Origin of the sequence: Pseudomonas sp. PDM26 (genome assembly GCF_019219185.1) — a bacterium.
Taxonomy (GTDB): domain Bacteria; phylum Pseudomonadota; class Gammaproteobacteria; order Pseudomonadales; family Pseudomonadaceae; genus Aquipseudomonas.
This window is the reverse complement of the sequence record NZ_JAHUWC010000002.1, coordinates 611,147-624,700: the sequence shown is the minus strand read 5'-3', so window position 1 is coordinate 624,700 and position 13,554 is coordinate 611,147. Positions and strand designations below refer to the sequence as shown.

The 13,554-nt window shown below is 61.4% G+C and carries 13 protein-coding genes; 6 read left to right on the top strand and 7 right to left on the bottom strand.

Annotation, left to right across the window (positions count from 1 at the left end; genetic code table 11):
* Positions 1-37: 37 nt before the first annotated feature.
* The 5 genes from pqqC (at position 38) to KW849_RS06640 (ending at position 5,218) form a co-directional block, all read left to right on the top strand.
* Positions 38-790 (top strand): pyrroloquinoline-quinone synthase PqqC, encoded by a 753-nt coding sequence (gene pqqC, locus KW849_RS06660; RefSeq protein WP_218428662.1) that lies wholly within the window; start codon positions 38-40, stop codon positions 788-790.
* Entirely contained in the window at positions 787-1,059 is a 273-nt protein-coding gene (pqqD, locus tag KW849_RS06655) for a pyrroloquinoline quinone biosynthesis peptide chaperone PqqD (RefSeq protein WP_103393708.1), read from the top strand. Before pqqC ends, pqqD begins: the two co-directional genes overlap by 4 nt.
* A complete protein-coding gene (gene pqqE / locus KW849_RS06650) occupies positions 1,037-2,179 on the top strand; it encodes a pyrroloquinoline quinone biosynthesis protein PqqE (protein WP_218428661.1) in 1,143 nt (380 codons plus the stop codon). The genes pqqD and pqqE overlap by 23 nt, the downstream gene beginning before the upstream one ends.
* 155 nt (positions 2,180-2,334) lie before the next feature.
* Positions 2,335-3,498: an alcohol dehydrogenase-like regulatory protein ErcA gene (ercA, locus tag KW849_RS06645; protein ID WP_218428660.1), complete on the top strand. Its 1,164-nt coding sequence runs from the start codon at positions 2,335-2,337 to the stop codon at positions 3,496-3,498.
* Positions 3,482-5,218 carry a NahK/ErcS family hybrid sensor histidine kinase/response regulator gene (locus tag KW849_RS06640; protein WP_218428659.1) on the top strand — a complete coding sequence of 579 codons (1,737 nt, stop codon included), beginning with the start codon at positions 3,482-3,484 and terminating at the stop codon, positions 5,216-5,218. Before ercA ends, KW849_RS06640 begins: the two co-directional genes overlap by 17 nt.
* Here the strand turns inward: KW849_RS06640 and KW849_RS06635 are convergent.
* The 7 genes from KW849_RS06635 to KW849_RS06605 form a co-directional block, all read right to left on the bottom strand.
* Positions 5,194-6,084 carry an aldose 1-epimerase gene (locus KW849_RS06635; protein ID WP_218428658.1) on the bottom strand — a complete coding sequence of 297 codons (891 nt, stop codon included), beginning with the start codon at positions 6,082-6,084 and terminating at the stop codon, positions 5,194-5,196. The two genes, KW849_RS06640 and KW849_RS06635, sit on opposite strands and share 25 nt — an antisense overlap.
* A 229-nt stretch (positions 6,085-6,313) precedes the next feature.
* On the bottom strand, positions 6,314-7,594 hold the full coding sequence (locus KW849_RS06630; protein WP_046037280.1) for a TRAP transporter large permease: 1,281 nt from the start codon (positions 7,592-7,594) through the stop codon (positions 6,314-6,316).
* Positions 7,595-8,122, bottom strand: coding sequence for a TRAP transporter small permease (locus KW849_RS06625; protein WP_218428657.1), 528 nt, complete (start codon positions 8,120-8,122; stop codon positions 7,595-7,597). It lies immediately after the preceding gene.
* 78 nt (positions 8,123-8,200) lie between these two features.
* Positions 8,201-9,172 (bottom strand): TRAP transporter substrate-binding protein, encoded by a 972-nt coding sequence (locus KW849_RS06620; protein WP_218428656.1) that lies wholly within the window; start codon positions 9,170-9,172, stop codon positions 8,201-8,203.
* Positions 9,173-9,249: 77 nt separating this feature from the next.
* Positions 9,250-10,137, bottom strand: a complete 888-nt coding sequence (locus tag KW849_RS06615) for an SMP-30/gluconolactonase/LRE family protein (RefSeq protein WP_218428655.1) — start codon at positions 10,135-10,137, stop codon at positions 9,250-9,252.
* A 52-nt stretch (positions 10,138-10,189) separates the two neighbouring features.
* Positions 10,190-11,014 carry an NAD(P)-dependent oxidoreductase gene (locus tag KW849_RS06610; RefSeq protein WP_218428654.1) on the bottom strand — a complete coding sequence of 275 codons (825 nt, stop codon included), beginning with the start codon at positions 11,012-11,014 and terminating at the stop codon, positions 10,190-10,192.
* A gap of 311 nt (positions 11,015-11,325) precedes the next feature.
* Positions 11,326-12,621 (bottom strand): OprD family porin, encoded by a 1,296-nt coding sequence (locus tag KW849_RS06605; protein WP_218428653.1) that lies wholly within the window; start codon positions 12,619-12,621, stop codon positions 11,326-11,328.
* Positions 12,622-12,831: 210 nt separating this feature from the next.
* Between KW849_RS06605 and KW849_RS06600 the strand changes: the two genes are divergently transcribed.
* Positions 12,832-13,452: a TetR/AcrR family transcriptional regulator gene (locus KW849_RS06600; RefSeq protein WP_218428652.1), complete on the top strand. Its 621-nt coding sequence runs from the start codon at positions 12,832-12,834 to the stop codon at positions 13,450-13,452.
* Positions 13,453-13,554: the final 102 nt, after the last annotated feature.

Here is a 13,554-nt window from a genome sequence, read left to right as displayed (position 1 = left end):
CCGGACCAGACGCCGCAGAACTTCCCGGAGAACCGCAATGACTGACAACGCAATGACCCCCACAGAATTCGAAGCCGCCCTGCGCGCCAAGGGCGCCTACTACCACATTCATCACCCCTTCCACCAAGCCATGTACGCCGGCCGCGCCAGCCGCGAGCAGATCCAGGGCTGGGTCGCCAATCGCTTCTACTATCAAATCAACATTCCGTTGAAGGACGCCGCGATTCTCGCCAACTGCCCGGACCGCGACGTGCGCCGCGAATGGCTGCAACGGATTCTCGACCACGATGGCGTCCCCGGCAGCGAGGGCGGTATCGAAGCCTGGCTGCGCCTGGGCGAAGCCGTGGGGCTCGATCGCGAGCAGCTCCTCTCTCAGGAACTGGTGCTGCCCGGCGTGCGTTTCGCCGTGGACGCCTACGTCAATTTCGCCCGTCGCGCCTGCTGGCAGGAAGCGGCCAGCAGTTCGCTGACCGAACTCTTTGCCCCACAGATCCATCAATCGCGACTCGATGCCTGGCCCACTCATTACCCGTGGATCGACGTCGCCGGCTACGACTACTTCCGCACGCGCCTGAGCCAGGCGCGGCGCGATGTCGAGCATGGTTTGCGCATCACCCTGGCGCACTACGTGACGGCCGAGGGGCAACAACGCATGCTGCAGATTCTGCAATTCAAGCTCGACGTGCTGTGGAGCATGCTCGATGCCATAAGCATGGCCTACGAGCTTGCGCGCCCGCCGTATCACACGGTCACCGGCGACAACGTCTGGCACCGGGGGATTGCCCTGTGAGCCTGATCGATCGTCAGCAGTCACCGGCCTTGCGCCGCGGCTTTCGCCTGCAATGGGAGCCCCGTCAGGACTGCCACGTGCTGCTGTACCCCGAAGGCATGATCAAGCTCAACGCCAGTGCCGGACAGATTCTCGATCTGGTCGATGGCCAGCGCAGCGTGGCGGCGATCATTGATCGATTGAGTGCGAATTTCCCCGGCGTACCGGGGATCGATGAAGACGTGCTGGCGTTTCTGGAGGTGGCCCATGCGCAGTTCTGGATCGAGTGAGACGCAGCCCGGGCCGCCGTTGTGGCTGCTCGCCGAACTGACCTACCGCTGCCCGCTGCAATGCCCCTATTGCTCCAATCCCTTGGACTTTGCCCGGCACGGTGAGGAACTGAACACGGAAGAGTGGATTCGCGTATTTCGCGAAGCGCGGGACATGGGTGCCGCGCAATTGGGCTTTTCCGGTGGCGAGCCCCTTGTGCGGCAAGACCTGGCGCAGCTGATCAAGGCCGCCCGGGACATGGGCTACTACACCAACCTGATTACCTCCGGCATCGGCCTGACCGAGCAGAAGGTGCGCGATTTCAAGGTGGCCGGGCTGGACCATATCCAGATCAGCTTCCAGGCCGCCGACGAGGCGGTGAACAACATGCTCGCGGGGTCGCGCAAGGCCTTTGCCCAGAAACTGGCCATGGCCAGGGCCGTGAAAGCCCAGGGCTATCCGATGGTGTTGAACTTCGTCACCCATCGGCACAACATCGACCGGATCGAGCAGATCATCGAGCTGTGCCTGGAGCTGGAGGCGGATTTTGTCGAACTGGCCACCTGCCAATTCTACGGCTGGGCCGAACTCAACCGCGTCGGCCTGTTGCCCACCCGTGAACAATTGCAGCGTGCCGAACGCATCACCAACGAATATCGCCAGCGTCTCGAAGCCCAGGGTCACCCGTGCAAGTTGATCTTCGTCACCCCGGACTACTACGAGGAACGTCCCAAGACCTGCATGAACGGCTGGGCCAACCTGTTTCTCGACATCACCCCCGATGGCACGGCGCTGCCTTGCCACAGCGCCCGGCAATTGCCCGTACAGTTTCCCAATGTGCGCGAGCACAGCATTGAACACATCTGGAACGACTCGTTCGGCTTCAATCGTTTTCGCGGCGATGACTGGATGACGGAGCCGTGTCGCTCCTGCGACGAAAAGCACAAGGACCTGGGAGGGTGCCGCTGCCAGGCTTTCATGCTGACGGACGATGCCAGCAATGCCGACCCGGTGTGCAGCAAGTCGCCCCATCACGGCGTGATCCTCAAGGCCCGCGAGGAAGCCGAGGCGCCGGGGTTGGGGATCGAACATCTGACACTGCGTAACGAAAAGGCCTCACAGCTGATCTATCGCGGCTAGTCTGGCGACACAAATCCCCCTGTAGGAGCGAGCAAGCTCGCTCCTACAGGGGGCTGTGGTGAACTTGAATGTGCTACCCATTGGTCTGATTGCATTCGCAGCTGGATGGTTTAGTGTGGTTTCTACCTTCCAAAACAATAAAAACAGGCTTTCAAATGAGCCAGAGTCTCAACCAGCTGCGTAAATTCGTTTCGCCTGAAATCATCTTCGGCGCCGGTAGCCGGCACAGTGTCGGCAATTACGCCAAGACCTTTGGCGCGCGCAAGGTCCTGGTGGTCAGCGATCCCGGCGTGATTGCCGCCGGTTGGGTCGCCGATGTCGAAGCCAGCCTGCAAGCCCTGGGCATCGAATACTGCCTGTACACCGACGTTTCACCGAACCCGCGGGTCGAAGAGGTGATGCGCGGTGCCGAGCTGTATCGGGAAAATCACTGCGACGTGATCGTCGCCGTCGGCGGCGGTAGCCCGATGGACTGTGGCAAAGGCATCGGCATCGTCGTCGCCCATGGCCGCAGCATTCTCGATTTCGAGGGCGTGGACACTATCCGCGTGCCCAGCCCGCCACTGATCCTGATTCCGACCACCGCGGGCACCTCGGCCGACGTCTCGCAATTCGTGATCATTTCCAACCAGCAGGAACGCATGAAGTTCTCCATCGTCAGCAAGGCGGTGGTGCCGGACGTTTCGCTGATCGACCCGGAAACCACCCTGAGCATGGACCCGTTCCTGTCGGCCTGTACCGGTATCGACGCGTTGGTGCATGCCATCGAAGCCTTCGTGTCCACCGGCCACGGGCCCCTGACCGACCCCCACGCGCTGGAGGCGATGCGCCTGATCAATGGCAACCTGGTGCAAATGATCGCCAACCCGACCGACATCGCCCTGCGCGAGAAGATCATGCTCGGCAGCATGCAGGCCGGGCTGGCGTTTTCCAACGCCATCCTCGGTGCCGTGCATGCCATGTCCCACAGCCTCGGCGGCTTTCTCGACCTGCCCCACGGCCTGTGCAACGCGGTGCTGGTCGAGCACGTGGTGGCCTTCAATTACAACTCGGCACCGGAGCGCTTCAAGGTGATCGCCGAGACCTTCGGCATCGACTGCCGGGGCCTGAATCACCGGCAGATCTGCGGGCGTCTGGTCGAACACCTGATCGCCCTCAAGCACGCCATCGGCTTTCACGAAACCCTCGGTTTGCATGGCGTGCGGACCTCGGACATTCCGTTCCTGTCGCAGCATGCGATGCACGATCCGTGCATCCTGACCAACCCGCGCGAGTCCAGCCAGCGTGATGTCGAGGTCGTCTATGGCGAAGCCCTCTGACGAACAACAACGGGCCCTGGCCGGGCTGCTGGGGCTGGGCAGCCATTCGGCGCGCAAGAGTCATTACCCGGAACTGGCCGCGCGCCTGGATGATCTGGAAGCCGAGCGTAACCGCTACAAGTGGCTGTTCGAAAACGCGGTGCACGGGATCTTCCAGGTCAGCCTGCACGATGGCATGCGCGCCGCCAACCCGGCGCTGGCACGCATGCTCGGCTACCAGGACCCGCAGGAGGTGCTGTTCTCCCTGACTGACCTTGCCAGCACCCTGTTCGTCGACGGCGCGCAGGAGCTGGAAAACATCGGCGAAATCCTCAGGCACCAGCGCAGCCTGCACGGCTATGAAACCCGCTTGCGGCGCAAGGACGGCAGTTACCTCGATGTGTTGATGAACCTGCTGCTCAAGCCCGGCCAGGAAGGGCTGGTGGAAGGGTTCGTTTCCGATATCACCGAGCGCAAACTGGCCCAGCAACGCCTGCAGCAACTCAATGACGAACTGGAGCTGCGCGTCGTCGCGCGCACCAATGAATTGCTCGAAGCCAACCGTAATCTTCAGCAGCAGATCACCCAGCGTAAACAGATCGCCCAGGCCTTGCGCGTCGCCCGCGATGCCGCCGAGGCGGCCAATCACAGCAAGGACAAATACCTCGCCGCCGCCAGCCACGACCTGCTGCAACCGCTGAACGCCGCGCGGTTGCTGATTTCGACCTTGCGCGAACGCCAATTGCCGGAAGCCGAACAGCTGCTGGTGGAACGCACTCACCAGGCCCTGGAAGGGGCCGAAGACCTGCTGACGGATCTGCTCGACATTTCCCGGCTCGATCAGGCTGCGGTCAAGCCGGACATCGCCTCGTACCGCCTCGACGAACTGCTCGGGCCGCTGGTGTCGGAGTTTCAGTCCGTCGCCCAGGCGGCCGGCTTGAACCTGCGGGTGCGCATGGCCGATTACGCCATCAGCACCGACTTGCGCCTGATGACGCGGATCCTGCGCAATTTCCTCAGCAATGCCTGCCGCTACACCGACGAAGGCAGCATCCTGCTGGGGGCAAGGCGTCGGGGCGAGATGTTGCGCCTGGAGGTCTGGGACACCGGGCGTGGCATTGCCGCCGACCGGCTCGATTCGATTTTCCTCGAGTTCAACCAGCTGGACGTCGGCCGCGCCGCCGACCGCAAGGGCGTGGGCCTGGGGCTGGCGATCGTCGAGCGCATCGCCAAGATCCTTGGCTATAAAGTCGGCGTGTACTCGTTGCCGGGGCGGGGTTCGATGTTCAGCATCGAGGTGCCGATCTCCGACGAGGTTCCGTTGCCCGTGAGCCAGGCGGTGCCACAACCGGGCACCGGCAACCCGCTGCCGGGCCGTCGTTTACTGGTGCTCGACAACGAAGTGAGCATTCTCCAAAGCATGGGCGCGTTGCTCGAGCAGTGGGGCTGCGACGTTGTAACCGCCACCGATGAAGCAGCTGCGCTGGCGGCGCTGCGCGGTCAGGCACCCGAACTGATTCTCGCGGACTATCATCTCGACCACGGGGTGGTCGGCTGTGATGTTGTGCGACATTTGCGTGAGCATTTCCACCAGAACATTCCCGCGGTGATCATTACCGCCGACCGCACCGACCATTGTCGGCGTGCGTTGCAGCGGCTCAACGCGCCCTTGCTGAACAAACCGGTGAAGCCCGGCAAATTGCGCGCAGTGTTGAGTCAACTGTTGGGGGCCTCTGCCTGAAGCGGCCGATACTGCAGGGTGAAGCCCAGTTCGGTGGCTTGACCCTGTTCCAGCAAACGCAAGCCTGGCCGACCGGGCAGGTGATGCGCGTTGACCGGGTGGCTCACCGGTTCGATGCAGAAAAACCCCAGGCCCACAGGGCAGTAGAGCAGGTAGTAATCGCTGCCGGTGGCCTGGCAGTCGAGTTCATAGCCGAGGTCGCGCTGGCGGATCAGGCAGTGACCGTCCCATTCACAGAAACCGTTATCCACCAGTGATTCGGGCAATGACTTCAGTTGCTGAAAATCCCACTCCACCGGCAATGCGCTGAGTTCTGTCGGCAGTTTTGCCCCGTCACACAACCACACGTGTCGGGCCGGTGCCTGTAGTCGGGTGTTCGCGGTGCGCGGCAGATATGGATGCAGCCCCAGACCATGCCATGCAGCGTGTTCAGCCAGGTGCGTGACGTGCAGTTCGATGCTCAGCTTGCCCGCGCGCAAATGGAAACGTTGCCGGGCGCGAAAAGCGAAGGGTGTTGCGCTGTCGAGCTGTAGCACGACCTCGTCCGCCGTCCTGGAGGCCACCTGCCACGGCTGCTGCCAGGCGCTGCCGTGAATCGGCAGGGGATCGGTGAGGCTATTGGGCGTCAGTGCCAGCCAGCCGTCGGGGCAATCGAAACCGCCATTGGCGATGCGGTTGGACCAGGGGATCAAAGGGAAGCAACCGAGCTTGCCCGGCAAACCGCTGTTGAGTGCTTGGGCATCAGCGTGGCGCAACAACGGCTGGCCAGTGCTGCGCACGGACCAGTTGACGATACTGCCGCTCAGTTGCGGGGCGAGGGTGAGGCGGGTGAATTCGTCTTCGAGTTCGAGGAGTGTTGGCGACATGTTGACCTGCCATGTGATTTTTTGAGGCTTGCACCGTTCCCTGTGGCGAGGGGCTTTTGTGGCGAGGGGGCTTGCCCCCGTTGGGTCGCGCAGCGGCCCTAAAACTTGCTTTCGCGGTGTGTCAGTTACGCCGAGTGCAAAGTTTTACGACTGCTGCGCAGCCGAACGGGGGCAAGCCCCCTCGCCACAAAAGCCCCCTCGCCACAGGAGGGCTTGCGTGCCGAAATGCTTACAACACCAGATGCGGCAACCACAGCGACAGCGCCGGAATGTAGGTCACGGCCAGCAGCACCAGGAACAACACGCCATAGAACGGCAGCAGGGCTTTCACGGTGGATTCAATGCTGACTTTACCCACGGCTGACCCCACAAAGAGTACCGCACCCACCGGCGGTGTAATCAAACCAATGCCCAGGTTCACCAGCATGATCATGCCGAACTGCACCGGGTCCACGCCTATGCCGAGAATCACCGGCATCAGGATCGGCGTGAGGATCAGGATCAGCGGCGCCATGTCCATGACCGTACCGAGCAACAGCAGCATGACGTTGATGCACATCAGGATCACGTAACGGTTGTCCGACAGGGTCAGGAACAGTGTGGTGATCTTCGCCGGGATCTGCATCAGGGTCATGATGTAGCCAAAGCTGGCGGCGAAGCCGATCAGGATCATCACGATCGAGATCGTGCGCACCGTGCGATGCATCAGTTTCGGCAGTTCGCTCCATTTGTAGTCGCGGTAGATGAACATGGTCACGAAGAACGACCACAGCACCGCAATCGCCGCCGACTCGGTGGCGGTGAAAATGCCCGACAGGATGCCGCCGAGGATGATCACCATGGCCATCAGGCCCCACAGCGCTTCGCCGCAGATCTTCAGCGCTTCGCGCATCGGAATGACTTCGCCTTTCGGGTAGTCACGCTTTTTCGCGAAGATCAGGCACAGCACCATCAGGCACGCGCTCATCAACAGGCCCGGCACTACGCCGGCCATGAACAGCGAGGCGATCGACACCGTGCCGCCGGCGGCCAGGGAGTAGAGCACCGAGTTGTGGCTGGGCGGTGTCAGCAGCGCTTGTACCGAGCCGCTGACGGTCACCGCCGTGGCGAACTCCCGGGGATAACCACGGCGTTCCATTTCCGGAATCAGCACCGAACCGACCGAGGCGGTGTCCGCCACCGAGGAACCGGAGATCGCGCCAAAGAAGGTCGAGGCCATGATGTTGACCAGCGACAAGCCGCCACGCACGAAGCCCACCAGCACCCCGGCGAACGCCACCAGGCGCCGGGACATGCCGCCCTCGGCCATGATCGCGCCGGCCAGTACGAAGAACGGAATCGCCAGCAGCGAGAACTTGTTCACGCCCCCGGCCACCTGAATCATCAGGGCCTGGAACGGGATGTCGATCCACCACGCACCGATCAGTGCGGCAAACCCCAGGGCGTAGGCGACCGGCATGCCGATCAGGATCAACGCGATAAAACTGCCCAACAGAATAAAAGCGTCCATTCAGGCAGCCCCTTCGTTTTCTTCAACGAGGTCGAAACGCACGACCCGACGGTTGCTCTGGTCACCGAGCAAGAGTTTTTCCAGGACAAACACCAGCGTCAGCGCGCCGCCAATCGGAATCGGCATGTAGGTGATACCTACGCGCAAGGTCGGCAGGGCGCTCATGAACTGGTTCCAGGTCGACAGGCACAGCTTGCTGCCCCAGATGGCCATGAACAGGCAGATCGTAGCCATCAGCAGTTGCGCGACAATGGCTGCAGTCTTGCGCAGGTGCGGCGGCAGGCGGTCGGTGAGCATCGCCACCGCCATGTGCGAACCGGAGCGGTAGCTGGCGGCGGCACCGATGAAGGTGAACACCATCATCAGCAGGATTGCAGTGGGCTCAGGCCAACTGGAGCCGGTGCCGAGCACGTAACGGGCAAAAACGCCCCAGGGGATCATCAGGGAAATGGCCAGGACCGACAGGCCAGCCACCCAGATGCAGGTCATGTAAATCCTGTCGTTGATACGCAGCAGCAGATTCTTCATCGGGTTCCACCGTAACCGGGCGCGCACTGACGTACACCAACGTCAGCGGCGCCGGGCCTTTCTTGAATGCAGGGAGGGTTACTGAACGGCTTCGATACGCTTGATCAGATCGGCGTAGGGCGCGCCATATTTCTCGCGGATCGAGGCGGTTGCCTCGTAGAAAGGTTTCTTGTCGACGGTGATGAACTCGACGCCGGCAGCCTTGAGTTTTTCTTCGCTGCTGGCCGATTTCGCATCCCACAGGGTGCGTTCCTGGGCCTGTGCCGCCTTGGCGGTTTTCTTCACCAGGGCTTGCTGCTCGGGGGTGAGTTTGTTCCAGGTGATTTTCGACATCACGATCGGTTCGGGCAGGATCAGGTGGCCGGTCAGGCTGTAGTACTTGGCGTTCTGGTAGTGGTTGTGTTCAAGCAGGGTCGGCGGGTTGTTTTCCGCGCCGTCGATCACGCCGGTCTGCAGGGCACTGAAGATTTCGCCGGTGTCCATCGCAATGCCGTTGCCGCCCATGGCATTGATGGTTTCGATGAACATCGGATTGCCTTGCACGCGGATCTTCATGCCCTTGAGGTCTTCGATGCTGCGCACCGGTTTCTTGGTGTAGAGGTTGCGCGTGCCACCGTCCATCCAGGCCAGGGCGACCAGGTTGAATTCGGAGTGGGTGATCTTGTCGAGGATTTCGTCGCCGACCGCCCCGTCGATGACCTTGCGCATATGCGCCTGGTCACGGAACACGAAGGGCATGTTGAACACGTTCACGTCCGGCACCACCGGACCGACGATGCCGAGGCTGACCCGGGCCATCTGTACGGCACCGACCTGAGCCTGTTCGACCACTTCTTTTTCCGAGCCGAGCACACCGCCGGCGAACATCTTGAAGGTCAGCGCGCCGTTGCTGTCGGCCACCAGGGTTTTACCCAGCTGCTCTTCAGCCACCACGGTCGGATAACCGGCGGGGTGGATGTCGGCGAATTTGATTTCCAGTGCCTGGACGGCACCGCTGAGGGAAAAGGCGAATGGAAGTGCGGCGGCGAGCAAGGTGCGTTTGAAGTCCATGGGGGGTGTCTCCAGTTTTGTTGTTTTTATATTCAAGGCACAGCGATGCAGCAGGAGCGCTTTTCTGTTGAGGTTGCTCAGTCGTTGAAACGGGGTTCGGGTAAACCTTTGACGCCGGGGGCGAGGGCGAACACGCCACCGGCCAGTGATTGCGGGTCATGGTCGTCGCCGGGGCGGATCGAGGTCACGAACAGCGTGTCCAGTCGAGGGCCACCGAAGGCGCACATGGTGGGTTTTTTCACCGGTATGGCGAGGGAGCGGTCGAGTCGGCCATCGGGGGTGAAGCGGTGGATGAGCCCGGCGTCATTGGCGCAAATCCAGTAGCAGCCATCGGCGTCGACCGCCGCGCCGTCAGGGCGACCGCAGAAGTGGTTCATGTCGACGAACACCCGGCGGTTGGACGGTGTGCCACTGGCGATGTCGTAGTCGAAAGCCCAGATCAGTTGCACGCTGGGGTGCGAGTCCGATAGGTACATGGTCTTGCCGTCCGGGCTGAAACCCAGGCCGTTGGGCACGATGAAACCGCTCAGTTGCGCTTCGAGTGGCCCGCGTTGTCCGGCACTGTAGCGATAGAGCGTACCCTCGGTGGCGTTGGCGCCCATGTTCAGCACCATGCTGCCGGCCCAGAAACGTCCCTGACGATCGCAACGGCCGTCGTTCAGGCGCATGTCGGTGCGGGCATGGTCGACGTGGGCCAACGGTTCACAGTCGAGGCTGCCGTCGTTGCTTGGATGCAGGCGGAAGAACCCGCTCTGCATGCCGGCGACCCAGCCGCCATCGCGATGACGTGCGATGCAGGCGAGCATCTCCGGGGTTTTCCAGGCATCGACCAGGCCGGAATCGGCACTCCAGCGTTGTAAACCGCCGGCGGGAATATCCACCCAGTACAGCGCGTTTTCCTCAGGCACCCAGACCGGGCTTTCACCGACCACGTTGCGGGCGTCGACAATCAATTCGGCTTGCATGGCAACTCATTCCCTTGGGTTTTGTCGTGGGGATCAAGTGAGCGGCGAGGGCTCAGTCATCGAACGGGCCGACTGCGCAGAAGGCGCCGCCCTGATAGAGCCGCGCCGGATCATCGGCGGCTGGCATCGGCTGTGCTTCGATTTTTTCGCGGAACACTTCGGAACTGTCCTGCGGGGCAAAACCCAGGGCCGTGGCGTAGCGGTTGTCCCACCAGATGTCCTTGTTGTCGGACATGCCGTAGACCACGGTGTGGCCGACGTTCGGGGTGTACAAGGCGCGCTCGAGCAGACGGGTCAGGTCGCCGAAGCTCAGCCAGGTGCTCATCATCCGGCGGTTGTGCGGCTCCGGGAACGATGAGCCGATGCGCACACTGACGGTCTCGATGCCATAGCGGTCGAAGTAGAACGTGGCCATGTCTTCGCCGTAGGACTTGGACAGGCCGTAGTAGCTGTCCGGGCGGCGAGGGGAGTGGGCGTCGATGACTTCGTCCTGCTTGTAGAAGCCGATCACATGGTTGGAGCTGGCGAAGATCACCCGCTTCACGCCGTGGCGGCGCGCAGCTTCGTAGATGTGGAACACGCCGCAGATGTTGGCGCCGAGGATCTCTTCGAACGAGCGCTCGGTCGACACGCCGCCGAAGTGCAGGATCGCGTCCACGCCTTCGACCAGTTGATGCACCGCCTGCTTGTCGGCGAGGTCGCACGGCATCACTTCTTCGCGATCATCGATGGCCGGCGCGATGTCGGCGATGTCCGACAGGCGAATCACATTGGCGTAAGGGCGCAGGCTTTCGCGCAGGACTTTACCGAGGCCACCGGCGGCGCCGGTCAGCAGCAGGCGGTTGAAAGGGGGGCGGGCGGTTGTGGTGGTCGTCATGGGAATCCTGGACGTCTGGTCGTTGTTATTGATTTGTTGTAGGTTGTCGTACGACTGTGCTGAAGTATCGTTAGGGTTTCCGGCTCTTGTCAACGCGACATTGGTGGAAATTGACGGAGGGTCATCTCTCAGTTGCGAACGCTGTACCTGTGGCGAGGGGGCTTGCCCCCGTTCGACTGCGAAGCAGTCGTAAACCCGGTGAACTCGATGATCCTGCCAAAACCGGGGCTAAGTTTTTGGGGCTGCTTCGCAGCCCAACGGGGGCAAGCCCCCTCGCCACAAGGGTTATATGGTTGGCCAAGACTTCAGCGTTACAACAACGAAATCGGATAGCTGATGAACACCCGGTTCTCATCGAACTCGTTGGTGCTGAAGCTCTTGCGAATGCTCGCATTACGCCATTTCACGTTGAGGTTTTTCAGCGGCCCGCTCTGCACCGTGTAGGCCAGTTCCGACTCGCGGCCCCATTCCTTGCCGTCGGTGATGGCGCCGGTGTGCACGTTGTCGCCGCTGATGTAGCGATTCATCAGGGTCAGGCCCGGAACGCCGAGGGCGACGAAGTTGTAGTCGTGGCGTACTTGCCAGGACTTTTCCCGGGCGTTGTCATAGCTGGAGTTGTAACTGTCGTTGGCCAGGGTGCCGCCACTGGTGCCATTGACCCGCATCCAGACATCGTCACCGGTGAGTTTTTGCAGGCCGACGTAGAAGGTGTTGCCGCCATATTTGGCCGAGAGCAGGGCGAACGCGGTCTTGTTGTCGAGGTCGCCGGCCTTGGCACTGCCGTCTTCCTTGCCGATGAAGTAGCCGAGGTTGGCGCCCAGGGTCCAGTCACCGAGGGGTTGGCTGTGGGTCAGGTTGAAGTATTGCTGCTGGTAGATGTCACTGAGTTCCGAGTACCAGACGCCGACCTGCGTGTGCTTGTCATTGAACGCATATTCACCGCCGCCGAAATTGAAACGGTCCGAGGTAAACGCCGCTTTGCCGTTCATGAACATGTCTTCCATGCTCGCGTCGTTACGCGGGCTGTTTTGCTGGAATTGACCGCCGTAGAGCGTCAGGCCACTGATTTCGGTGGAGGTCACTTGCGCGCCCTGGAAGGTCTGCGGCAGTGAGCGGCCATCGTCGGAACGCAGGATCGGCAGCACTGGCATCCATTCGCCGACTTTCAATTCGGTTTTCGAAATCTTGCCTTTGAGCGCCACGCCGAGCCGACCGAAATTGTCGGCGGGGCGGCCGTCGTCGTGGATCGGCAACAGCTGCGTGCCAGCGGTGCCTTTGCCGCCATCGAGCTTCTGCGAGTACAGGCCCAGTACATCGATACCGAAACCCACGGTGCCCCGGGTGAACCCGGACCGGGCGTCGAGAATGAAGTTTTGCGTCCACTCTTCAGCTTTGCCCTGGGGATAGGCCGGGTTGGTGTAGTTGCGATTGATGTAGGCGTTGCGCAGGTTCAGCGTGGCCTTGGCGTCGTCGGTGAAACCTGCGGCCTGGCAGGTGATGGGCAGGGCGAGAGCCAGGCCGCTGCAGCCAATCAGACTCAGGGTTTGACGGCGGGTAAAATCTGGACACGAAGAACGGGCGGAGGAATTGCGGACGAGCTTGCTCACTGTGACGCTCCCTTGTTTCTTGTTTTTATAGTTGTCATACGTCGTCGTACAACATTAGGGGCGATATTTGCGGGATTTTCCAGGGTTGTCAATCGGAAGTTATACGATGACCTGTCTGGGAGGCGGGGGAGTGAAATGTTTGGTTTGACCCTGTCGCCGCGAGCTAGAGCGGGTGCTAGTCTTGTTCAACGCTGTTGTCAGGGAGCCCTTATGGGCAATCACAAGATCGAGATTCGTCGCAGTAACGTCGAAAAAATCCTGCTGGGGGCGGAAAAGGTCTTCGCTGAAAAGGGCTTCGGCAGCACCGCCATGGCCGACATCGCCGCCGAGGTGCAACTGCCGCGCTCCAACCTGCACTACTACTTCAGCACCAAGACCGAACTGTACAGCGCCGTGCTGTTCGACTTGCTGGAAGTCTGGAAGCAGGACGCCCTGTGCTTCGAGATGTTCGATGACCCGCGTGTGGTGCTCAGCAGCTACATCCGCGCCAAGATGAACCATTCCCGCAGCCGGCCATATGGTTCGAAAGTCTGGGCCAACGAAATCATCCATGGCGCACCGACCCTCGGCGCAGCGCTGGACGCGAGCCTGTATGACTGGGCCAAGATGAAAGAAGCGAAAATCCGCCAGTGGGTGGAGGACAAACGCATCCTGCCGGTGGAGCCGTCGAGCCTGCTGTACATGATCTGGGCCTCGACCCAGCACTATGCCGACTTCGATCACCAGGTGAATATTCTCAATGACCACCAGCCGCTGTCGGACATGCAGTTCGAACGGGCGGTGCAGACGGTGACCAGTGTGATTTTGCGGGGGATCGGGTTGGAGCCTTAGACCGACAGGATTTGCATTGTCCGAAAAGATCGCAGCCTCGTTTCACTCGACAGCTCCTACAGGATTGCGCGTTCCCTTGTAGGAGCTGTCGAGTGAAACGAG